This is a genomic window from Burkholderia sp. BCC1999, assembly GCF_905339975.1.
Lineage (GTDB): Bacteria > Pseudomonadota > Gammaproteobacteria > Burkholderiales > Burkholderiaceae > Burkholderia.
In genome coordinates this window covers 230143-252264 of the sequence record NZ_CAJPHP010000005.1, presented here as the reverse complement: position 1 = coordinate 252264, position 22122 = coordinate 230143, and the positions used below count along the sequence as shown (strand labels likewise).

The window sequence follows — 22122 nt, the reverse complement described above, 5'->3', positions numbered from 1 at the left end:
CCGCGTTGCGTGTCAGCGCTTGCGGCTGCGGGCGACCGTCAGCTCGTCGGACACGCTCTGCATCAGCGAGCACAGCCACGCGATGTCGGTCGGCCGGTCGGGCTGTGGGTGCGTGAGCAGGTAGCTCTTGATGCGTGGAAACGGCACGGGCGGCGTGACGACGACGAGCGGCAACAACTGCGCATAGTGCGTCGCGAAGCGGCGCGTCGTCGTGAAGATCAGGTCCGACTGCAGCAGCACCTGCGGCACGATCCCGAAGTACGGCAGCGTCGTCACGATGCGACGCGTGAGGCGCGCGCGTGCCAGGCCGATCTCGATCGCGTTGCGCTTGTCGCCGGTGTACGGCGTGGGTGCGACGTGCGCGGCCGATGCATACGCTTCGCGCGTGAGCGGCACGCGCGCGAGCGGATGCGCGTCGCGCATCAGGCACACGATCGTGTCGGAGAACAAATCCTGGCGCGCGAACTGCGGGTCGGGCTTCGGCCAGTTGCCGATCACGAGATCGAGTGCGCCCGATTCGAGCGCGCCCGCGTGGTCGAGCGCGGGATTCAGCGAATCGATTTCCAGGTGTGCATGCGGCGCCGCGTCGCGAAAGCGCTCGATCAGCGTCGGCATGAAGAAATCGTTCAGGTAGTCGGGCGCCGCGACGCGGAACGTGCGCCGCGCGGACGACGGATCGAAGTCGCCGTGCGGCGTCGCGATGAAATCGACCTCGCGCAGCGCGCGCTGCGCGGCCTCGAGCAGCGACGCACCGTATTCGGTCGGCACCATGCCGGATTTGCCGCGCACGAGAATCGGGTCGTTCAGCGTCTCGCGCAGCTTGCGCAGCGCGGTGCTGATCGCGGGCTGGGTCTGGTTCAGCCGCAGCGCGGCCTGCGTGACGCTGCGCTCGAGCAGCAGCGTGCGCAACACGCGCACGAGCCAGATATCGAGCGAGGCGGTACGGTCGTCGTCTTCCATCGGTTGGGGGGTGTTCGGGTGACGCGTAACCTTACCGCAGCCGCGCGTTGCCGTGCGTGATACCGGCCATCACGCACGGCCCTTCGGCAGCGCGCTGATCCGCTTGACCTCGCGCGATTCGAGCCAGTTCGGCGTGCGCGCGCAGTACAGCACCATCGGCAGCGCGTCCTCGCCCCAGAACAGCTGCTGGTTCATCCAGAACGTCGGGACGCCGAACACGCCGAGCGCGATCGCGTCGGCGTTGTTGCGGGCCAGTTGCGCGGTGGTTTCCTCGAATTCGATCAGCTCGTCGCCGTGGCCGACGCCGACGCGCTCGCACAGCGCGGCGAAGCCTTCCGGCGTCGACGGATCGTTGCCGTCGCGCCAGATGAAGCGGAACATCTCCAGCACCGTCGCAATATCGGCGCGCAGCGCGATCGCCAGGCGCAGCACCTTGTCGGAGTCGAACGGGTGCGCCGGCGGCATCTTGAAGCGGATGCCGAGCTGTTCCGCGCGAAACAGCGCATGACGGTACGTGAACACGCGCTTGGCCGGCACGTCGGCGCTCGGACGCTGCCCCCAGTGGCGTTGCAGGTCGAGCAGCGAGACGGCGACGGGTTCGAACGGCACGTCCGGCCATTTGTCGTGCTGTTCGAGCAGCAGATACGAGAACGGCGACACGAAGTCGAAGAACCAGGCAGGCTGGGCGGTATCGAGGCCGGTTGTCATGTCGTTCTCCAGAGGGTGGGGCGTGCGGCGCCTGGCGGCGGCCTCCATGTTACGCGGCGGCACGCGCGTGCAGCAATGATCGCGGATCGTCCGCTTACGCGGAACCGGGAGTCGCCCGAGGGGGCGTGCCGGCCGGCGGCGCGGCCTCGGCGCGCGCCTTCGGCGGGCCGCCGGCGCCGGGCGAGCCCGCCGGCGTGTCCTGGTCGTGCGCGGTGAGCCGTTCGCGCACGAAGCCGATGTGCTCGCGCAGCACGTAGAACTGCCCGGCGTAGGCCAGCGGCATCTTCATCCGGTTCACGGCTTCCTCGATGTCGTCCAGCTCGTCGAGCAACTGCACGCGCTCCTCGGCCGTGTGCTCGCCGAGCGCGCTGCGCTCGAGCGCGATCAGCGCGCCGTACCAGCGGTAGATGCGCGAGCGCACGCGCCACCCATACAGCGACGGCACGAGCCGCAGCCCGGGGATCAGCACGACGATCAGCGGCACGATCACGACCAGCAGCCGGTCGACCAGGCTCGCGACCCAGAACGGCAGCCGCCGGTACAGAAAGGTCTTGCCCGACTTGTAGTAGCGCGCGGCGTCGTCGGACAGCTGGAACCCGCGCGTGACGGGCGACGGGAATTCGCCGGCGTGCTGCAGGATCGTCGCGTGGCCGTGCACCTCGCGCGCGGCCTCGATCAGCAGGTCGGACAGCGCGGGGTGCAGCGAGTCGCGTGCGACGAGTTCGATGGTCGGCGCGACCGTGTGGATGTCGGCGGGCGGCAGGTTGTGGCCGAGATCGTAGACGCCCATCGGCAGCGTGATCGCGGTCAGGTACGGAAAGCGCCGCGCGTACGCCTCGGCCTGCGTGAACGAATACACGTGCACGCCCGGCGCGCGGAACAGTTTCGCCATCACCGGGATCTGCGTCGAGTCGCCGGACAGGAATGCCGCGTCGATCTTGCCGTCGAGCAGCGCGGTGGCCGCGTCCTCGCCGGCGGTCGGCAGCAGCTCGGTCGAGCCGCCCGGCACGATGCCGTTCATTTTCAGCAGCGCCAGGCTCAGCTCGCGCGCGCCGCTGCCTTCCGCGCCGAGCGCGAGCCGCTTGCCGTTGAAGTCGGACAGGCGCGCGACGACCGGGCCGCGGTACATGATCGCGAGCGGCACGTAACCGATGCTGCCGAGCGACACGAGGTGCTCGTCGCGCTCCTTCGGGCCGATGCCGCTCTGCACGAAACCGACGTCGACCGGCGCATTCGGGTTCGACAGCCGCGCGAGGTTCTGCGCGGACCCTTCAGACGATTGGACGTCGAGCGTGACGCCGTTCTTCGCGAGGATCGTCTTGTACTTCTGCGCGGCATTCCAGTACGTGCTGCCGGGCGGGCCGGACGAGATCACGAGCGTGGACGGCGGCGCAGGCTGGATCAGCTTGACCGCGAGCCAGATGGCCGCGGCGGCGAGCAGCACGGTCGGGCCGATCGACAGCGCGAGGTCGCGCCACGACACCGCGACGAAGCGGGCGAGGATGCGGCGAGGCGGGCGAGGGCGGGCAGGCTTCATGGGATCGGCGGATGACGCTGGCGTGACGCATCGATGACGGTCGGACGGTTGTCACGAGCGATGCGGATTCTCGCGGCGATGGTACCCGGTTTCACCGGGCGTGCGCGAGTCGGGCGGCCCGGCGCGGCGTGGCGGCGACAGCGGCGGGCCGCCCCGCGTCAAAAGCTTTGCGCTTCGGCGGGCGCTGGATTACATTGTGCGACGCAGCCGCGCCCGAATCGCGCGCGACCCGGCACGCAATGAGACCGGGCGCGTCCGGCCGGCGGCTGTCCGGCCCGGCCGGCCCGCTATCAGCGTGCGCCGGCCGCCGGCCCGTGTCGCCTCTCTCGTATCGCCGTGGAAAACACCGGCTGTCCCGCCCGTTCGCGCGCGGGCCGGCTGTTTTTGGGGGTATCCGGCCGTACTGTGCACGGCCGTTCCGGAGTGATAAGGAGATAGCATGAAGTCGATCGTGTTGAGAGCGTTGGGCGTCGCCGCCGTGGCGGCCTGTCTGTCGGGCAGCGTGTATGCGCAGTCGAGCGACGCAGCGGCAACGGAAGCGCCCGCGGCCGCGACCAGCGCGCCGAAGGCCGCCGCGAAAACCGCGAAGAAGGCGAACCGCAAGCTCGGCTACGCGGTGCGCAAGGCGATTTCGAAGGAATCGGGCGAGAACGTGTCGAACCTCGTCGTGCGCTCGAAGGGCGGCGCGATCACGCTGGAAGGCACGATGCCGGCCCAGGACCAGATCGACAAGGCTGAAGCCGCGGCGAAGGGCGTGAAGGGCGTGACGTCGGTCACGAACAAGCTGACGGTTCAGCAGCAGTGATGCCGGGCGGCGGCGCGCGAGCGCCGCGTGCGCCCGTTTCCAGGCGGGCCCCGGCATGCCGGGGCCCGTTTGCGCTTCAGAGGCCGCAAGCCGCGCGCGACGCGGCGGCGGACCGATAACGAAATCGAGAGGGCGGCGATGACGAGGCTCGGATGGGGCAGGCGGATGGTTTTCGGCGCGGCGCTGGCCGCGGTCGCGATGCTCGGCGCCTGCAACGGCGACGATTCGGCCGAGCGCAACCGGTTGCCCGGCTTCGTGTCCGGCAGCGTGCGCACCACGGCCTATGACGGCGCGAGCGACGACCTGCTGACGGCCGGCCTCGGCAAGACGGGGCTCGGCACGGCGACCGCCCCCGGTTTCGCGGATGCCGCCCGGCCGACGAGCGCCGAATTGCGCCGCCTCGCCATCTGGTCGAATTACCGCGCGCTCGTCGACATGAGCGCGAACGGCGGCTACGGCCGCTTCTGGGGGCCGAACGTCGACCTCGACGGCAACGATACGCTCGGCGAAGGCAAGATCCCCGGTACCGAATATCTCGCGTACTCCGACGACGGCAGCGGCACCAGGAACGTGACGCTGCTCGTGCAGGTGCCCGCCAGCTTCAATCCCGCGCAGCCGTGCATCGTCACCGCGACGTCGTCGGGTTCGCGCGGCGTGTACGGCGCGATTTCCGCGGCAGGCGAATGGGCGCTCAAGCGCGGCTGCGCGGTGGCCTACAACGACAAGGGCGGCGGCAACGGTGCGCACGAACTCATGTCGGATACCGTCACGCTGATCGACGGCACGCTCGCCAATGCCGTGCTGGCCGGCACCGCCAGCCTGTTCACCGCGAACGTGACGAGCGGCGATCTCGCCGCGTTCAACAACCGCTTTCCGAATCGCTACGCATTCAAGCATGCGCACTCGCAGCAGAATCCCGAGCAGGACTGGGGGCGAGTGACGCTGCAGTCGGTCGAGTTCGCGTACTGGGCGCTCAACGAGCGGTTCGGGCCGCTGGTCGACGGCTCGCATCACGGCGTGCGCTATCGTCCCGGCGACATCACGACGATTGCCGCGTCGGTCAGCAACGGCGGCGGCGCGTCGCTCGCGGCGGCCGAGCAGGACAGCCGCGGCTGGATCACCGCGGTCGTGGTCGGCGAGCCGCAGATCAACGTGCGGATGTCGCCGAATGCAGTCGTGCGCACGGGCGGCCAGCCGGTGCCGTCGTTCGGCCGCCCGCTGGCCGACTACGCGACGCTTGCGAACCTGCTGCAGCCGTGCGCGGCCGCGTCGGCGTCGCTCGCCGCCGCGCCGTACCTGAGCGCGCTGCCGGCCGCGACCACGCAGTCGATCCGCACGCAGCGCTGCGCGACGCTCGCGGCGGCCGGGCTCGTGGCGGGCGCCGACACGCAGAGCCAGGCCGCCGACGCGCTCGCGCAGCTCCATGCGGCCGGCTATCTGGCCGATTCCGACCTGCTGCAGGCGCCGATGTGGGATTCGCAGGCGATTCCGGCGATCGCGGTCACGTATGCGAACGCGTACACGCGCTCGCGCGTCACCGACAACCTGTGCAACTTCAGCTTTGCGACGACCAATCCGGCAACGGGCGCGGTCGCGGCGCCGGCCACGTCGCCGATGCCGGCCGTGTTCGGCGTCGGCAACGGCGTGCCGCCGACGGCCGGTATCGACCTCGTGTTCAACAACGGCGCAGGCGTCGATCACCGGCTCGCGACGCCCGATGCGAGCTTCGCGGGCGCGCTGTGCCTGCGCCAGCTGTGGACGAACGGGATGCTCGGGATGCCCGCGAATGTCGATGCGGTACGCGTGAACGCGAACCTGCAGGGCAAGCCGGCGATCATCGTGCAGGGCCGCAGCGACGCGCTGGTGCCGGTGAACCACGCGTCGCGCGCGTATGTCGCGCAGAACGGCATCAGCGAAGCCGGGCGCAGCCAGCTCGTGTTCTACGAGGTGACGAACGGCCAGCACTTCGACGCGTTCCTGCCGGTTGCGGGCTTCGACACGCGCTTCGTGCCGGTCCACTACTACAACCTGCAGGCGCTGAACCTGATGTGGAAGCACCTGAAGAACGGCGCGCCGCTGCCGCCTTCGCAGGTGATCCGCACGGTGCCGCGCGGCGGCACGCCGGGCGCCGCGCCGGCGCTGACGAGCGCGAACCTGCCGCCGATCTCGGCCGCACCGGGCGCGAACGCGATCACGACGGGCGCCGGCGCGATCGACGTGCCGCTCTGACGGCGCCCGCTGCGCCGTTCCAACGAAGCCGGACAGTCGTCCGGCTTTTTTCTTTTTGCGCCATGGAATCGGTCCCGTACGGCCTTTTATCCGAATGGCGAGCGCCGTAACAAATTATTACTTTACGGCGGTAAATCCGGAACCTAATATGCGCCGGTATTTTCACTTAATTTAATAAATTCCAGATACGAGATATTCCTTTCCGTTTGGTTAATCGATCCTTTCGATTTTATTAAATCGGCTCGAGCTGCGATTGGTCGCCGTTTCGCGATTAATCGGCATCTCGTCGAGGGGGATTGTTCGTCTGTTCGAAGCGGAGTCGCCTTGCCGGGCGGGCTTTGCGGGGCGTGTTTTTGCCGTCGATCTTGTGCGCATGAAAATGCACGAAATGAATTCGTATTGCTGCGAATTGTTGAATTGTCGTTTGCAATGGAATTGATCCCATTGTGCGGTTGCAAAAAAATATGGGTGGGGTAAATCATGCCGGTCGGTATTCATCGACCCGGTAAAAAACTCGGAGTGCGTCGCATAACGAATGCATTCCCGGTGCGGAGCGTCGGCGCAAATGATCCTTTGCGGCCGGCGGTATTTATCGTTCTGTTCGAGAGGCAATAATGACGACACGGAAGTCCTTGAAAGACGGTTTCGCGCTATTCGGAACGACTTTGAGCATGCCGCTCGCCGCTGCCGCGGCCGCGGCGCTGCTCGTCACGGGGTGCGGCGGCGACGACGGGTCGAGCCCGGCTGCTTCGGCCGCCGCCGCGGCCGCGACATCCAGCGGCAGCACGCAGGCCAACACCAACGCAACGGCCGCCGCCGCGGCCGACCAGCCGTACGTCGACACCGACGTGTACGGCACCGGGCCGAACGACGCGGTCACGGATTCGACCGAAGGCGCGGCGGTCGTACACCGCCAGGTCACGATCGGCGGCAAGACGATCAAGTACACGGCCACCACGGGCCACCTGACGACGATCGACCCGGTCACGTCGGCACCGAACGCGAAAATGTTCTACGTCGCGTACACGCAGGACAACCCGGACCCGTCGAAGCCGCGCCCGGTCACGTTCTTCTACAACGGCGGCCCCGGCTCGTCGTCGGTCTACCTGCTGCTCGGCTCGTACGGGCCGAAGCGCCTGCAGTCGTCGTTCCCGAATTTCACGCCGCCCGCGCCGTACAAGCTGCTCGACAACCCGGACAGCCTGCTCGACCGCACCGATATCGTGTTCATCAACCCGGTCGGCACCGGTTACTCGACGGCGATCGCCCCGGCGAAGAACAAGGACTTCTGGGGCACCGACCAGGACGCGCACTCGATCGATCGCTTCATCCAGCGCTACCTGACCAAGTACTCGCGCTGGAATTCGCCGAAGTTCCTGTACGGCGAGTCGTACGGCACCGCGCGCAGCGCGGTCGTGTCGTGGGTGCTGCATGAGGACGGCATCGACCTGAACGGGATCACGCTGCAGTCGTCGATCCTCGACTACGCGAACGCGCTGTCCGCGCCGGGCACGTTCCCGACGCTCGCGGCCGACGCGTTCTACTGGAAGAAGACGACGCTCAACCCGACGCCGACCAATCTCGACGCGTACATGGTCCAGGCCCGCAACTATGCGGACAACACGCTCGCACCGCTTGCGCAGAAGCCGAACCCGCAGGACGGCGGCTTCGTGAACGTGCGGTTGAACCTGAACCTGCAGACCGCGCAGCAGATGGGCTCGTACATCGGCACGGATCCGACGTCGCTGATCCAGACGTTCGGCAACCCGGCCGCGCTCGGCAACGTGCCTTCGTCGGACGACAACCCGCCGTACACGTTCTTCCTGACGCTGGTTCCGGGCACGCAGATCGGCCAGTACGACGGTCGCGCGAACTTCACGGGCAAGGGCATCGCGCCGTACATCCTGCCGAATTCGGGCAGCAACGATCCGTCGATCACGAACGTCGGCGGCGCGTACACGGTGCTGTGGAACAGCTACATCAACACCGACCTCAAGTACACGTCGACGTCGTCGTTCGTGGACCTGAACGACCAGGTCTTCAACAACTGGGACTTCAGCCACACGGACCCGACCGGCGCGAACAAGGGCGGCGGCAATACGCTGTACACGGCCGGCGACCTGGCATCGACGATGAGCGTGAACCCGGACCTGAAGGTGTTGTCGGCGAACGGCTATTTCGACGCCGTCACGCCGTTCCACCAGACGGAGCTGACGCTCGCGCAGATGCCGCTCGATCCGACGATCAAGGCGCAGAACCTGACGATCAAGAACTACCCGTCGGGCCACATGATTTACCTGAACGACGCGTCGCGGACCGCGCTGAAGGGCGATCTCGCCAACTTCTACGACGGCATCCTCGCCAACCGTACCGCACTGCAGCGCGTGTTGAAGCTGCAGGCGCGCACGCAGCAGCTCAAGCAGCAGAAGCTGCAGCAGCAGGGGCAGTAAGCGGCGCGGGCGGCTCGCGCCGCCCCGGATGGACGACAGCCCGATCGGCGCAGGCCGGTCGGGCTGTTTTTTTGCGGTGGGGGACGCCGGCGCATCGCGTGCCGGCCGGTCGTGCATCGCGTCGCGCGTGCGGCTCGCGATGCTGTCATCTTCCACGCTGCCCGTGAGTCGTCGACTGACGGGGCATTGTCTTGTTCGCGTGAGATTCGCGGCGGCTTGATCCTCGAAAAGGGGGATACGTGGCCCTGTATTGAGGATTTGCCAGGAAATCCCCATCGACAAATCGGGCCGATCGCTTTCCTCTGGGGCGGGAAGATGCCGATGCCTGCCGTAACGGGCGGCAGCCGCGCCCGCTTACGCGAGCACGAGCCTTACGCCGACCGCGACGAGCGTCGCGGCGAGCAGGTTGCGCAGCAGCCGTTCGGGCGCGCGCGCCGACAGCAGGCTGCCGATCACGATGCCCGGCAGCGAGCCGAGCAGCAGCGACAGCAGCATCGACCAGTCGACCGAGCCGAGCAGCCAGTGGCCCATGCCGGCGACCAGCGTGAGCGGTACCGCGTGCGCGATGTCGGAACCGACGATGCGGGTCGTCGCGAGCATCGGATACAGCAGCAAGAGCACGGTGACGCCGATCGCGCCGGCGCCGACCGACGTCATCGACACGAGCACGCCGAGCACGGCGCCCGTCAGCACGGTCGACCACAGCGTGCGCGCGGGGCTCGGCGCGAGCGGGTTGCGCGCGGCGAAGGCGGTGAGCTGCGGCCGGAAGATCAGCGCGAGCGACGTGAGCAGCAGCGCGACGCCGAGCACGAGCTGGATCATCCGCGCGGTGCCCGGTGCATTCATCCCGTGCGTGTGCAGCCACCATAGCGTGATGGCCGCGGCCGGGACGCTGCCCACCGCGAGCCGGCCCGTGATGCGCCAGTCGATCGACCCCTTCAGGCCGTGGACGAGCGTGCCGGTGGCCTTGGTCGCGGCCGCGTACAACAGGTCGGTGCCGACCGCCGTCGCAGGGTGGACGCCGAACAGCAGCACGAGGATCGGCGTCATCAACGAACCGCCGCCAACGCCCGTCAGGCCGACGAGAATGCCGACGAACAGGCCGGACAGGGAGTACAGCAGATCGATATGGGGAAGCGACATCGGAACCAGGCGGTTATGCGGCGTTCTGCGGCGGCGCGTGGTTGCGGCGCGCGCGTCAAAGTCCGCCATTGTCGCAAAAGTGGCCGGTCAATGTACGGCTGCGTTAAAAATAGGCGGGGAAGGCCCGTGCGGCGGGCGTCAGGGCGAGGGTGAAACGGGCGTTTGAGTGGCGGGGGCGGCCGATGGATGGTCATCGGGCCAAGGTGAGCGACGAATCCGCCGCGCCTTGGCCCGGCATCTGTAAAAAAGGGCGCGACAGTGCGCGCCCCGGTTCGATGGTGGCCGCCGCCGCTCAGTGCATCGCGGGGCCGACGCCTTCGACGGTTTCCTGCCGCCGGATGCGCAGCGCAAGGCCGATCAGCGCGGCTACGGCGGCGAACACCGCGCCGAACGCGAAAGCCGCGTGGTAGCCGCCGTTCAGCGCGACGAACGGCGCGGCCTGCGCGGCCGCGAGCGCATCGGTGCGGGCGGCCGCGAGGCTCGCGAGCACCGCGAGGCCGAGTGCGCCGCCCATCATGAACGCGGTGTTGACGATCCCCGACGCCAGCCCCGATTCGGCCGGGTCGACGTCGCTCATCGCGGCGAGCAGCAGCGGGTTGAACGCGACGCCCGCGCCGATGCCGAGCAGCGTCATGCCGGGCAGCACGTGCCACACGAAGCCGCCGTCGACCGGCGCGCGCGAGAACAGCGCGAGGCCGCAGGCCGCAGTCAGCAGGCCGGCCGCGATCGGGCCGCGGATTCCGAAGCGCATCACGATCCGCGCCGACAGCCCGAGCGAGAACGCGGCCATGATCAGGTTCGCCGGCAGGAACGCGAGCCCGACCTGCAGCGGCCCGTATTGCAGCACGCGCTGCATGTACAGCGCCGACAGGAAGAACCACGCGAACATCGCAGCCGCCCACAGCACGGCGATCACGTTCGCGAGCGCGACGTTGCGCGCGGCGAACAGCGAGAGCGGCATCAGCGGATGCGCGGTGCGCGCCTCGATCGCGATGAACAGCGCGAGCAACACGGCAGCCGTGCCGATCAGCGCGACGGTCCGCGTCGACAGCCACCCGGCCTCGTTGCCGCCGACGATCCCGTAGACGGCCAGCATCAGCGCAGCGGTCACGGTGATCGCGCCCGCGACGTCGAGCCGCGCGGTGCCGGCCGGCGCGCGCATGCGCGGCAGCAGCGCGGCGCTCATCGCATAGACGGCGATGCCGATCGGCAGGTTGACGAGGAAGATCCAGTGCCACGACAGCGAACTCGTCAGCAGCCCGCCGAGCAGCACGCCAATGCTGCCGCCGCCCGCGCACACGAAGCCGTACACGCCCATCGCGCGTGCGCGCTCGCCGGGTTCCGTGAAGAGGTTCATGATCAGCGACAGCGACACGGCCGACACCACCGCGCCGCCGAGCCCCTGCACCGCGCGCGCGGCGATCAGCATCGTCTGCGATTGCGCGAGGCCGCACGCGAGCGACGCGAGCGTGAACACGACGAGGCCGGCGAGAAACATGCGTCGCTGGCCGTACAGGTCGCCGAGCCGGCCGCCGAGCAGCAGGCAGCCGCCGAACGTCAGCAGGTATGCGTTGACGACCCACACGAGGGCCGTTTCGGTGAAATGGAGGTCGGTGCTGATCGACGGCAGTGCAACGTTCACGATCGTGCTGTCGAGCACGATCATCAGCACGCCGAGACAGAGAACGATCAGCGCGTACCAGCGCTTCTCGCCGTGGATCCCGTGGGTCATGGGCCTGCAGCCTTCTGATAGTTATCTGAAAGGATGCATTCTAGACCTCGCCGGCGCGGGCTTCCTGCCGGTTTGTGGCAGGAGTATCGCGTAGTCGCGCGCACCCGCGGACGGGCGCGCCGGAAGCATGGAAGGGCGTTACGAGCGCGCCGGCAGCTCGCAGCCGTCGGGGCCGCAGGCGGCGGCGTCGGCGCCGTCGAGCTCGACGATGCCGTCGCGCCATGCCTGGTCGAGCGCCTGCGCGAATGCGTCGGCCGGCTGCGCGCCCGACACCGCGTAGCGGCCGCCGAACACGAACAGCGGCACGCCGCGCCCGCCGATCTGCGCGGCGCGTGCGATGTCGGCCTCGACTTCGTCGCGGTACAGGTCGCTGCGCAGCACGTCTTCGACGGCCGAGCGCTCGAGCCCCGCTTCAACCGCGAATTCGGCCAGTTCCGCGTGATCGAACAGCGACCCGTGTTCGCAGAAATACGCGCGGTACAGCCGCTCGGTCAGCGCGTGCGCGCGGCCCGTCGCTTCCGCGAGCTTCACGAGCCGGTGGCCGTCGAGCGTGTCGCCGACGAGCGTGCCGGGCAGGTCGTAGCGCAGCCCGACGCTCGCGGCCGCATCGGTTACTTGATGCAGCATCTGGTCGACCTGCGCGGGCGACATCCGGTATTTGCTGGCGAGCATCACCTCGACTGGCTCGACAGGCTGGCCGGGCATCAGCCGGTACGCGCGCAGCGCGACGTCGACGCGGTCGGCGTGCGCGAATGCGGCCAGCGCCTCGTCGAAGCGGCGCTTGCCGATCCAGCACCACGGGCAGATCAGGTCGGACCAGATTTCGACGGTCAGGGTCGGGCGGGCAATCGGGGCGGGAGCGGTCGTCATGGGCGGTCCAGGGTGGCAAAAAAAGTGTAACCGGGACTATATCATTTCATGCATCGACGCTTCGTCGCGGCCGCGCCCGTGCGGCGGGGGCCGGCCCGACGTATCACGAAGCATAGACACGGAAACCGCATCGCGGTAGCGATGACCGGCGCCGTTGCCGCGGCCGGCCGCCTACGCGTCGCCCTGCGTTTCCTTCAGGTGCTTGAGGTGCTTGTAGACCGTCGCGCGCCCCATGCCGAGCACGTTCGCGACGTAGTTCGCCGCGCTCTTGCCGCGGAACGCGCCTTCCGCGTACAGCGCCTCGACGAGCTCGCGCCGGTGTTCGCGCGTGAGCCCGTTCAGCCCGACCTGCCGCTCGCGCAGCCAGCCGTGCAGGAACGTGTTGATGCGCTCCTGCCAGTCGTCGCGGAACAGCTCGTCGGGCTGGGCGACGACACCCGCGCCCTTGATGAACAGGTCGAGCGTCGTACGCACCTCGTCGAACACCGCGATGTTGAAGTTGATGCACATCATCCCGGCCGGGTGGCCTTCGTCGTCGAACAGCACGTTGCTGACGCAGCGCATCCGCCGTCCGTCCCAGTTCAGCTTCTCGTACGGGCCGATCACGCGCTCGCGCGCGGAATGATCGATTTCCTCGAGCGCGGAATCGTCGCCGACCTCGCGCTTCGACAGGTTGTTCGCGAGATACAGCACGGTCTGGTCGTGCAGGTCGTGGATCACGACTTCCGCGTACGGGAAGAACAGCGCCGCGATACCGTCGGCGATCGGCGCATAGCGGGTGAGCAGCAGGTCTTTGACGGGGGATTTCTTCTTGCGCATCGGTGTCGCCATCTCGGGTGGGCGGGGGCCGGGCAGCGAGTCGGGCCGGCGTGCCGACGCACCGGTGGCCGGCATGCCCGTGCGCCCGCGCGCGGCCGCCGCGGCGGTTGCGCCATTGTATCGGCCCCGCGTGCGCGTGCCGCTCATGCGCGCGTCAGGTGCGTGTACAGCGCGTGCGCAATCGCGATGTCCTCCAGCCCGAGGCCGATCGAGCGGAAAAAAGCATGACGCGTGCGCGACGGCGCCGCGCAGGTGCCGGCGACGAGCGCGGGCAGGTCGCCGACGATCCGCCCGGCCTCCCAGCCGTGCTCGGCCGCCGCGATCTGCATTTCGCCGGCGCTTGCGGGGGTAGTCTGCCGGTAGTCGCAGTACACGTCCATGTCGGGCAGCCAGGCGGGCGGGATTTCGTGCGCGCGTGCGACGTTCGTGCTGATCGACGTGACGAGCGCCGGGCGCGTGAGCATCCCGTCGCCGAGCACGGGCGTGCCCGACGACGTGCACAGCATCACGACGTCCGCGTCGCGCACGCAGGCTTCGACGCTCGTTGCCGCACGGGCGCGCGGGTCGAGTCCGGCGAGCTTCGCCTGCTGTGCCGCATCGTCGGCGAGTGCGGGCGAGTACACGCGAATCGTCTCCCAGTCGCGCAGCGCCGCCGTGTGCCGCAGGTGCGCAAGACCGACCGCGCCCGCGCCGACGATCGCCAGATGGCGCGCGTCGCGCGGCGCGAGGCAGTCGACCGCGAGCGCCGTCGTGCCGGCCGTGCGCTCGACCGTCAGCAGCCCCGCGTCGCACCACATCAGCGGCTGGCCGGTCTGCATCGACATCAGCGCGGTCCAGGCGGTGACGATCGGCTTGCCGCCCGTCACGACGTACGGCGACAGCTTCGCGCCGAACACCTGCGCATCGGCGAGCGCGCCGAGATACGTGATGAAGTCGCCGGCCTGGCCGGGAAACAGCGTGAGCGTCTGCGGCGGCTGCACCGCGCGCGCCGCGGCGAGCGACGCGAACATGCGGCGCAGCGTGCCGAGCACGTCGAGCGACGGCAGGGCCGCGCGCACCGCGGCTTCGTCGACGGTCAGCGGCAGGGTCGGGGCGGTTTGCGTCATGGAGACATCTCCGGTCGGGGCCGGACAGAACTGTCTCGAAAGACGGCGTCCGGCGATATTCGTGATGGACGAAAAGTCTAATATAGACAAACTAAGTCTGGGTGATTTTTCTTTTCGAGACTGGCTGCCGTCGTGTTCTCAGGAAAAAACACCGGTAAATCAACGGTGTTTCTCGTGATCGGCAAAATTGCGATGCCGTTCGACGAGGCACTATCCATGTATCCCCTATAGTCTATAGTAGACTTTGAGTCTATATTTCGCCTGCGGGACACGGCACGTCGCCCGGCGCCGGCCGCCTGCATCGAATCCCGATCCGGCGCCTGTCCGACGGCGTCTTGCGACCGATCTTCCTCGCCTCAATCCGGAACAGAAGGACCGTCATGAACTGGAAGCTTTCCCTTTGCGCCGCTGCGGCGCTCGCGTGCGCGGCCGTTACGGCCCATGCGGAACAGACCACGCTGCGCTTCGGCATCGAAGCCGCCTATCCGCCGTTCGAGAGCAAGACGCCGGCCGGCCAGCTGCAGGGTTTCGACGTCGACATCGGCAATGCGGTGTGCGCGAAGCTGAACATGAAATGCGTGTGGGTCGAGAATGCGTTCGACGGGCTGATCCCGGCACTGCAGGCGCGCAAGTTCGACGCGATCAATTCGGCGATGAACATCACCGCGAAGCGCAAGCAGAGCATCGACTTCACGCCGGCGATCTACGTGGTGCCGATCGTGATGGTCGCGAAACACGGCTCGCCGCTGCGGCCCGACGTCGCGAGCCTGCGCGGCAAGCATGTCGGCGTGCTGCAGGGTTCGTCGCAGGAGGATTTCCTGAAGGCGCACTGGGCCAACGCGGGCGTGGCCGTCGTGTCGTACCAGGATCAGGACCAGATCTATGCCGACCTCGTCGCGGGGCGGCTCGACGCGGCCGTGCAGGAAGCGCAGACCGCGCAGGAAGGGTTCCTCGACAAGCCGGCCGGCCGCGACTACCAGATCGTCGGCGATGCGCTGAAGGATCCGGCGACGCTCGGCGAAGGCACGGGCTTCGGGATGCGCAAGAACGACAAGGCGCTGCAGGCGAAGATCGTCGGCGCGCTCGACGCACTGAAGAAGGACGGCACGCTGAGCGCGCTGTCGCAGAAGTACTTCAAGCGCGACATCATCGCGAAGTAAGCACTGCCGCGCGCGGGCCTTGATGCCGGCGCGCGGCGCATCGAATCTCGACGCAGGACGGGGAACCATGGATTTCGACGTCATCGTTCTGGGGGCCGGCATCGTCGGCGTGTCGTCGGCGCTGCACCTGCAGGATCGCGGGCTGCGCGTCGCGCTCGTCGACCAGCGCGCGCCCGGCGAGGAAACGAGCCACGGCAATGCCGGGCTGATCGAGCGCTCGTCGGTCGTGCCGTACGCGTTTCCGCGCCGGCTCGGCACGCTGCTGCGCTATGCGCGCAACCGCTCGGTCGATCTGTACTGGGACTACCGCGCGCTGCCCGCGTATGCGGGCTGGCTCGCGCGGTTCTGGCGCGAATCGTCGCCGCAGCGGCTCGCGGCCGCCGCACGCGACCTGCTGCCGCTCGTCGCGGCGAGCGTCGTCGAGCACGACGCGCTGCTCGCGCGTACCGACGCACAGCCGCTGGTGCACGACGGCGGGTGGATCGAGGCGTTTCGTTCGCCCGCGCTGTTCGACGCGGAAGCGCGCACGCAGCAGCGTGTGGCGGACGCGCACGGGCTGCGGATGGCCGTGCTCGATGCGCGCGCGCTGCGCGATCGCGAGCCCGGCATCAGCGACGCATTCTGCGGCGCCTTCCACTGGCAGGACCCGAAGACCGTGTCGAGCCCCGGCGGGCTGACCAAGGCCTACGCGCGGTTGTTCGAGCGCGACGGCGGCACGTTCGCGCTCGGCGATGCAAAGACGCTCGTGCAGGTGGACGGCGGCTGGCAGGTCGGGTCCGAACACGGGCCGATTTCGGCACGTTCGGCCGTGGTCGCGCTCGGGCCGTGGTCCGATCACGTGTTCGCGCCGCTCGGCTACCGCATTCCGCTGCGCGCGAAGCGCGGCTACCACATGCATTACCGGCCGACGCGCACGCCGCTGACCGTGCCCGTGTGCGATACCGAGGAGGGCTTCGTCGTCGCGCCGATGGAAGGCGGCCGCCTGCGGCTCACGACGGGCGTCGAGATCGCACTGCGCGGTGCGCCGCCGACCGGCGTGCAGCTTGCGCGCGCCGAACCGCTGGCGCGCGACGCGTTCGGCATCGGTGAGCGGCTCGATCCCGAGCCGTGGCTCGGGATGCGGCCGTGCACGCCGGACATGCGTCCGGTGATCGGGCCCGCGCCGCGCCATCGCCATCTGTGGTTCGCGTTCGGTCATTGCCACCACGGGCTCACGCTCGGCCCCGCGACCGGGCGCCTGCTCGCCGAAATGATGACGGGCGCGCCGACCTATATCGATCCCCATCCGTATCGGCCCGCGCGCTTCGGCTGACCGGCGGCGCGGCGGCGACTGCCGTCGTCGCGCGTCGCGTCATGCGCGCCGATCGCGAGGCGGCATTCACAGTATTTCATTCAGCTATCCGGGTAATCGAAAATCACGCGACGCGGAAATGATCTGCGTAATCGACAAGAAAGATAATCGCGGAATAAAGAAAATCAGAAAATCCGCGATTTATCAATGCATTTTCATATTGCTGAAATGCGTAATGGGAAGCCGGCCGTGACCGTATAGGGCACCATCGCGACCGGGTGTTCCGGCGTTACGCGGAATGTACCGGAACACGTTACTACGGGGCTCGCAAACGTTACGTTACATCCGTGCTTCGCCGGCCTTTTTCATCTGACAATTGATGCCGGTCAACCCTTCGTGACCCGCGAATTTCGTCTGAAATCGATTAAAAAAGCGTTATTGACCGCCAATGCGCAGACGAATCAATCCGCTTTTTTGAATTGGCACGCTTCGTGCAAACCGTCCCCATGCTTTGTCAACGTAGTGCCAACCGAGATGGGGAAAATAACGATGGGACACAATCTTAAATTGACGGGTGTGGCGCTGTCGGTCGCGACGGTGTTCGGGGTACTGGCTTCGGGTTCCGCGGTCGCGGGCGTCCTCGATTCGCTGCCGATCCCGCAAGTGATCGTCAACCCGCCGACGAACGGCGTGTCAGTCGGGCTGGTCGCCACGGGCACGTCGCCGCTGGGTTCGGTCACCGTGGCGGCGGGCGGGTCGGGTGCGATCCAGACCTCGCTCGGCGATCCGGGACAAGTGCTGTCGGGTGCCGTGGGGGCGGTAACGGGCGCACTTGGTGGTGGCGGCGGCACGGTGCAGCCGCTCGCGCCGGTCCAGGGTGTGTTGAACCAGGTGACAGGTGCACTGAGTGGCGGCAACCCGGCAGGCGCGCTGACCGGTGCGCTGAATACGGCGACGGGGGCGCTGAGCAATGCCGTTGGCACCGTAACGGGCGCATTGGGTAATGTCGGCGGTGGGTCGAACCCGCTGGCGCCGGTGCAGGGTGTGGTGAATCAGGTGACGGGGGCGCTTGGCGGCGGCAATCCGGCTGGTGCGCTGACGGGCGCGCTGAACACGGCGACCGGTGCGCTGAGTAACGCGCTCGGCACTGCAACGGGCGCCCTGGGCGGTATCGGTGGCGGCTCGAATCCGCTGGCACCGGTGCAAGGTGTCGTGAATCAAGTGACGGGGGCGCTGGGTGGCGGCAACCCGGCCGGTGCACTGACCGGCGCACTCGGCACGGTCACGGGTGCACTGGGCGGTATCGGTGGCGGCTCGAACCCGCTGGCACCGGTGCAAGGCGTCGTGAATCAAGTGACGGGTGCGCTGGGCGGCGGCAACCCTGCAGGCGCACTGACCGGCGCACTCGGCACGGTGACGGGTGCATTGGGCGGTATCGGCGGGGGCTCGAACCCGCTGGCACCGGTGCAAGGTGTCTTGAATCAAGTGACGGGCGCGCTGGGTGGCGGCAACCCGGCAGGCGCACTGACCGGCGCACTCGGCACGGTGACGGGCGCCCTGGGCGGCATCGGTGGGGGCTCGAATCCGCTGGCTCCGGTGCAGGGCGTCGTGAACGGGCTCACGGGCTCGATCGGCGGCGGCGATCCGGCGGGCGCACTGACGGGTGTCGTCAACACGGTGACGGGCGCGCTGGGCAATCTCGGCAGCGGCTCGAACCCGTTGGCGCCGGTACAAGGTGTCGTGAACGGTGTCGCGGGCGCGCTCGGTAGCGGCAATCCGGCTGGTGCATTGACTGGCGCACTCGGCACGGTGACGGGCGCCCTGGGCGGCATCGGTGGCGGCTCGAATCCGCTGGCTCCGGTGCAAGGCGTCGTGAATCAAGTAACGGGCGCGCTCGGCGGCGGCAACCCGGCAGGCGCACTGACCGGCGCACTCGGCACGGTCACGGGTGCCCTGGGCGGCATCGGTGGCGGCTCGAATCCGCTGGCACCGGTGCAAGGTGTCGTTAATCAAGTGACGGGCGCGCTGGGCGGCGGCAACCCTGCAGGCGCACTGACTGGCGCACTCGGCACGGTCACGGGTGCACTGGGCGGTATCGGTGGCGGCTCGAACCCGCTGGCACCGGTGCAAGGTGTCGTGAACCAGGTGACGGGCGCGCTCGGTGGCGGCAACCCGGCCGGCGCGCTGAGCAACACGGTCAACACGATCACCGGCTCGCTCGGCAACCTCGGCGGCGCAGGAAGCCCGCTGGCACCGGTGCAAGGCGTCGTTACGCAACTCGCAGGCACGCTCGGCAACGACAATCCGGCCGGCGCGCTGACGAACGCGCTGAACTCGGTGACGGGTGCGCTCAGCGGCGCAAATTCCCTGGCGCCGGTCCAAGGCGTCGTGAACCAGGTCGTCGGCACGCTGTCGGGTGCAGGCGGCGGCAGCCCGATCGCGCCGATCACGAACCTCGTCAACGGCCTGCAGAACGCGCTACCGGGCGGCAATCCGGCCGGTGCGCTGACCGGCGCACTCGGTTCGGTAACGGGCGCTCTCGGCAACCTCGGCGGCTCGAACCCGCTGGCGCCGGTGCAAGGTGTCGTCAACCAGGTCGTCGGCACGCTCGGCGGCAGCAACCCGGCCGGTGCGCTGAGCAACGCGGTCAGCTCGGTGACGGGTGCCCTCGGCAACCTCGGCGGCACGAACCCGCTGGCGCCGGTGCAGGGTGTCGTCAACCAGGTCGTCGGCACGCTCGGCAGCGGCAATCCGGCCGGTGCACTGACGGGCGCGCTGAACTCGGTGACGGGCGCCCTCGGCAACCTCGGCGGCTCGAACCCGCTGGCGCCGGTGCAAGGCGTCGTGAACCAGGTCGTCGGCGCGCTGTCGGGTGCGGCGGGCAACAGCCCGATCGCGCCGATCACGAACCTCGTGAACGGCCTGACGGGCGGCGGCAACCCGGCCGGCGCACTGACCGGCGCACTCGGTTCGGTGACGGGCGCACTCGCGAGCGGTCCGGCAGCCCTTGGCCAGGTGGCCGGTGCGCTGTCGGGCGCGGCCGGTTCGACGGCAGCGGCAGGCGGCAGCCTGCTCGGCTCGGGCACGAACGCGGCCGGCGGCACGGCCGGTGCAGTCGGCTCGCTGCTGACGACGGGTGCCAACTCGACGACGACGGTCGTCAATGCGGTCGGCACGTCGGTGGGTACGGCGCTTGGCTCCGCGCCGGGCCTGTCGGTGACGCCGCATTCCGGCAACAGCTCGCCGAACAACCCGCTCGCACCGGTGACGTCGCTGCTCCAGTCGCTGACTGGCGCGCTGCCGAAGTAACGGGCCGGACCCGCACGGCGGCGCCGCTCCGGCCGCCGTGCGCAACGGTCGCGCAATACGGGTCGCACCACGCGGCATGACAGCGATGTCATGCCGCGTTGTCTTTTGGGGTTTCCCGCTGTCTTTCGTCGCATGAACGATCGCCGCCGTTCGTTGCGGCGCAGCATGGAATAACCGGTTCCAGCCGTCCGTTTACATACCGAGTTCCGGCACGACCGGCCGGCGGGATAATGGTCGCAACGAAACCGATCGTCCCGTCCGGCGGCGCCGTGCCGCAAGGCCCTGCCAAGGAGAACGGGAATGAAACGGATGCTCTTTGCTGCCGCGCTGACCGCGGCGATCGTGCGGCCGGCGGCCGCGGAACCGCCTCAGGTCGGCGACGGGAAACTGGTCGACGAGGCGCACATGACGCTGTACGTGTTCGATCGCGATGCGCCCGGCAAGAGCGTGTGCGACAGCGCGTGCGCGGCCAACTGGCCGCCCGCGATCGCGGATGCGTACGACAAGGCATCGGGTGCGCTGAGCCTCGTCGCGCGCGACGACGGCAAGAAACAATGGGCGTACCGCGGCCGCCCGCTGTACCGCTGGAAGATGGACCGCAAGGCCGGCGACGCGGGCGGCGACGGGATCGGCGGCATGTGGCACGTCGCGCGCCCGTGACCGTGCGGCGACGCTGACGCGCAAGGCTTCCTGATGAGCTACGAATCGGATCTGCTGGTGTGGCTGCCGCATCTCGCGCGCTATGCGCGTGCGCTGACGGGCGACCGCGCGTGGGCGGACGATCTCGTACAGGACACGCTCGAGCGTGCGCTGAACCGGCCGCCGCGCGATGGCGGCAACCTGCGCGCGTGGCTGCTGACGCTGTTGCGGCACCGTTTCATCGACCAGTTGCGCGCGCGGCACGAAATCGCGGTCGACGACGCGACCGCACCGTGGCAGACGATGGCCGCGCCGGCTGGCGAGATCGGCGGGCTGGTGCTGCGCGACGTGCAGCGCGCGCTGTACCGGCTGCCGGTCGAACAGCGCGAGGTGCTGCTGCTGGTCGCGCTTGAAGAGTTGAGCTATCGCGATGCCGCGCAGGTGCTCGGCGTACCGGTGGGTACCGTGATGTCGCGGCTCGCGCGGGCGCGCGCGCAGATGCGCGCACTGCTGTCGGACGAGCCGTCGCCGCACGGCACGGCCGCATTACGGGTGATCGGGAAAACATGATGGACGATCCGCACAAGCTTTCGAACGAGCGGGACGACGATGCGTCGGCGCAACTGCTGTCCGCGTTGCTGGACGGCGAGCTGTCCGGGGATGAGCAGCGCGAGATGCTCGAGCGTCTGCAGTCCGATCCGGAGGAAGTCGAACGATTCGCGCATTACCGCGCGCAGCGCGACGCACTGAAAGCGTTGTTCCCGCTGCCGGGTGCGGCGCCCGCGCTGTTCGTACAGCGTCGCGCGCCGCGCCGCCGTGCATTCTCGTACGCGTTCGCGGGGCTGGCGGCCGGGCTGCTGATCGGCGTGGCGCTGCATGCGGGATGGCTGGCATTCGGCCGCGACCCGGCGTTCGCCGCGCGTGCCGATGTCGCGTATGCCGTGTACGCAGCCGATCGCGACCATCCGGTCGAGGTCGGCGCGGGCGATCCCGTGCACCTAGCCGCGTGGTTGTCGGCGCGTGTCGGGCGTCCCGTGCGCGCCCCGTCGCTCGACGAATACGGTTACGTGCTGCTGGGTGGCCGGTTGCTCCCCGGCGACGGCGGGCCGGCCGCGCAGTTCATGTACCAGCGCGCGGACGGCGCCCGTGTGACGCTGTACATGACCGCCTACGATGCGCGGCATCTCGCCCCGCAGTCGATGTCGGCCGACGGCCGCTACACGTATTTCTGGTCGGATCGCGGCATGGGCTATGCGTTGTCCGGCCGCGGCGACGAACGGCGCCTGCGCGAACTCGCGATCGAGGCGTGCGGCGCGCTCGGCGGCTCGACCGACGCGTGGAAGGGCTGACGCGCGACACCGGCA

17 protein-coding genes are annotated in these 22122 nt (G+C 68.7%); 9 read left to right on the top strand and 8 right to left on the bottom strand.

From position 1 onward, the window contains the following. Positions 1-12: 12 nt before the first annotated feature. From U5809_RS09375 to U5809_RS09365, 3 genes are all read right to left on the bottom strand, one after another. Positions 13-960 (bottom strand): LysR family transcriptional regulator, encoded by a 948-nt coding sequence (locus tag U5809_RS09375; protein ID WP_176049448.1) that lies wholly within the window; start codon positions 958-960, stop codon positions 13-15. 69 nt (positions 961-1029) lie between these two features. Further along, positions 1030-1668 (bottom strand): DsbA family protein, encoded by a 639-nt coding sequence (locus tag U5809_RS09370; RefSeq protein ID WP_322086265.1) that lies wholly within the window; start codon positions 1666-1668, stop codon positions 1030-1032. A gap of 94 nt (positions 1669-1762) precedes the next feature. After that, positions 1763-3205, bottom strand: coding sequence for a TAXI family TRAP transporter solute-binding subunit (locus tag U5809_RS09365; protein ID WP_322086264.1), 1443 nt, complete (start codon positions 3203-3205; stop codon positions 1763-1765). A gap of 439 nt (positions 3206-3644) precedes the next feature. Between U5809_RS09365 and U5809_RS09360 the strand changes: the two genes are divergently transcribed. The 3 genes from U5809_RS09360 to U5809_RS09350 all read left to right on the top strand — a co-directional run bounded on the left by U5809_RS09360 (position 3645) and on the right by U5809_RS09350 (position 8689). Further along, the gene (locus U5809_RS09360) at positions 3645-4010 is read left to right on the top strand and encodes a BON domain-containing protein (RefSeq protein WP_011351113.1); all 366 of its coding nucleotides are present in this window, start codon (positions 3645-3647) and stop codon (positions 4008-4010) included. A gap of 138 nt (positions 4011-4148) precedes the next feature. After that, positions 4149-6239, top strand: coding sequence for a D-(-)-3-hydroxybutyrate oligomer hydrolase (locus tag U5809_RS09355; protein ID WP_322086263.1), 2091 nt, complete (start codon positions 4149-4151; stop codon positions 6237-6239). Positions 6240-6853: 614 nt separating this feature from the next. Then, positions 6854-8689, top strand: a complete 1836-nt coding sequence (locus U5809_RS09350) for a S10 family serine carboxypeptidase-like protein (protein WP_322086262.1) — start codon at positions 6854-6856, stop codon at positions 8687-8689. A gap of 354 nt (positions 8690-9043) precedes the next feature. On the opposite strand, the gene U5809_RS09345 is transcribed toward U5809_RS09350, so the two are convergent. The 5 genes from U5809_RS09345 to U5809_RS09325 form a co-directional block, all read right to left on the bottom strand. Next, positions 9044-9832: a sulfite exporter TauE/SafE family protein gene (locus U5809_RS09345; RefSeq protein WP_322086261.1), complete on the bottom strand. Its 789-nt coding sequence runs from the start codon at positions 9830-9832 to the stop codon at positions 9044-9046. A 292-nt stretch (positions 9833-10124) separates the two neighbouring features. Beyond that, positions 10125-11564 (bottom strand): DHA2 family efflux MFS transporter permease subunit, encoded by a 1440-nt coding sequence (locus U5809_RS09340; RefSeq protein ID WP_322086260.1) that lies wholly within the window; start codon positions 11562-11564, stop codon positions 10125-10127. 138 nt (positions 11565-11702) lie between these two features. Beyond that, the gene (locus tag U5809_RS09335; RefSeq protein WP_322086259.1) at positions 11703-12434 is read right to left on the bottom strand and encodes a DsbA family oxidoreductase; all 732 of its coding nucleotides are present in this window, start codon (positions 12432-12434) and stop codon (positions 11703-11705) included. Between the two features lie 171 nt (positions 12435-12605). Beyond that, the gene (locus U5809_RS09330; protein ID WP_322086258.1) at positions 12606-13400 is read right to left on the bottom strand and encodes a transcriptional regulator; all 795 of its coding nucleotides are present in this window, start codon (positions 13398-13400) and stop codon (positions 12606-12608) included. Beyond that, positions 13397-14359, bottom strand: coding sequence for an ornithine cyclodeaminase family protein (locus tag U5809_RS09325; protein WP_322086257.1), 963 nt, complete (start codon positions 14357-14359; stop codon positions 13397-13399). Before U5809_RS09325 ends, U5809_RS09330 begins: the two co-directional genes overlap by 4 nt. 380 nt (positions 14360-14739) lie before the next feature. On the opposite strand from U5809_RS09325, the gene U5809_RS09320 reads away from it, so the two are divergent. The 6 genes from U5809_RS09320 (at position 14740) to U5809_RS09295 (ending at position 22107) form a co-directional block, all read left to right on the top strand. Further along, entirely contained in the window at positions 14740-15519 is a 780-nt protein-coding gene (locus tag U5809_RS09320; protein WP_322086256.1) for an ABC transporter substrate-binding protein, read from the top strand. A gap of 67 nt (positions 15520-15586) precedes the next feature. Then, entirely contained in the window at positions 15587-16831 is a 1245-nt protein-coding gene (locus tag U5809_RS09315; protein ID WP_322086255.1) for an FAD-binding oxidoreductase, read from the top strand. 528 nt (positions 16832-17359) lie between these two features. Next, the gene (locus tag U5809_RS09310; protein WP_322086254.1) at positions 17360-20119 is read left to right on the top strand and encodes a hypothetical protein; all 2760 of its coding nucleotides are present in this window, start codon (positions 17360-17362) and stop codon (positions 20117-20119) included. A gap of 300 nt (positions 20120-20419) precedes the next feature. Continuing rightward, entirely contained in the window at positions 20420-20779 is a 360-nt protein-coding gene (locus tag U5809_RS09305) for a hypothetical protein (protein WP_322086253.1), read from the top strand. 33 nt (positions 20780-20812) lie between these two features. Then, positions 20813-21328, top strand: a complete 516-nt coding sequence (locus U5809_RS09300) for a sigma-70 family RNA polymerase sigma factor (RefSeq protein ID WP_322086252.1) — start codon at positions 20813-20815, stop codon at positions 21326-21328. Beyond that, a complete protein-coding gene (locus U5809_RS09295) occupies positions 21325-22107 on the top strand; it encodes an anti-sigma factor (RefSeq protein WP_322086251.1) in 783 nt (260 codons plus the stop codon). The genes U5809_RS09300 and U5809_RS09295 overlap by 4 nt, the downstream gene beginning before the upstream one ends. Positions 22108-22122: the final 15 nt, after the last annotated feature.

Excerpts from the sequence above, each read along its gene's own strand:
- U5809_RS09370 (WP_322086265.1), bottom strand. The coding sequence starts at position 1,668 with ATGACAACCGGCCTCGATACCGCCCAGCCTGCCTGGTTCTTCGACTTC.
- U5809_RS09330 (WP_322086258.1), bottom strand. The coding sequence starts at position 13,400 with ATGAGCGGCACGCGCACGCGGGGCCGATACAATGGCGCAACCGCCGCG.
- U5809_RS09350 (WP_322086262.1), top strand. The coding sequence starts at position 6,854 with ATGACGACACGGAAGTCCTTGAAAGACGGTTTCGCGCTATTCGGAACG.
- U5809_RS09320 (WP_322086256.1), top strand. The coding sequence starts at position 14,740 with ATGAACTGGAAGCTTTCCCTTTGCGCCGCTGCGGCGCTCGCGTGCGCG.
- U5809_RS09325 (WP_322086257.1), bottom strand. The coding sequence starts at position 14,359 with ATGACGCAAACCGCCCCGACCCTGCCGCTGACCGTCGACGAAGCCGCG.
- U5809_RS09345 (WP_322086261.1), bottom strand. The coding sequence starts at position 9,832 with ATGTCGCTTCCCCATATCGATCTGCTGTACTCCCTGTCCGGCCTGTTC.
- U5809_RS09310 (WP_322086254.1), top strand. The coding sequence starts at position 17,360 with ATGGGACACAATCTTAAATTGACGGGTGTGGCGCTGTCGGTCGCGACG.
- U5809_RS09375 (WP_176049448.1), bottom strand. The coding sequence starts at position 960 with ATGGAAGACGACGACCGTACCGCCTCGCTCGATATCTGGCTCGTGCGC.
- U5809_RS09340 (WP_322086260.1), bottom strand. The coding sequence starts at position 11,564 with ATGACCCACGGGATCCACGGCGAGAAGCGCTGGTACGCGCTGATCGTT.
- U5809_RS09315 (WP_322086255.1), top strand. The coding sequence starts at position 15,587 with ATGGATTTCGACGTCATCGTTCTGGGGGCCGGCATCGTCGGCGTGTCG.
- U5809_RS09365 (WP_322086264.1), bottom strand. The coding sequence starts at position 3,205 with ATGAAGCCTGCCCGCCCTCGCCCGCCTCGCCGCATCCTCGCCCGCTTC.
- U5809_RS09300 (WP_322086252.1), top strand. The coding sequence starts at position 20,813 with ATGAGCTACGAATCGGATCTGCTGGTGTGGCTGCCGCATCTCGCGCGC.
- U5809_RS09295 (WP_322086251.1), top strand. The coding sequence starts at position 21,325 with ATGATGGACGATCCGCACAAGCTTTCGAACGAGCGGGACGACGATGCG.
- U5809_RS09360 (WP_011351113.1), top strand. The coding sequence starts at position 3,645 with ATGAAGTCGATCGTGTTGAGAGCGTTGGGCGTCGCCGCCGTGGCGGCC.
- U5809_RS09305 (WP_322086253.1), top strand. The coding sequence starts at position 20,420 with ATGAAACGGATGCTCTTTGCTGCCGCGCTGACCGCGGCGATCGTGCGG.
- U5809_RS09355 (WP_322086263.1), top strand. The coding sequence starts at position 4,149 with ATGACGAGGCTCGGATGGGGCAGGCGGATGGTTTTCGGCGCGGCGCTG.
- U5809_RS09335 (WP_322086259.1), bottom strand. The coding sequence starts at position 12,434 with ATGACGACCGCTCCCGCCCCGATTGCCCGCCCGACCCTGACCGTCGAA.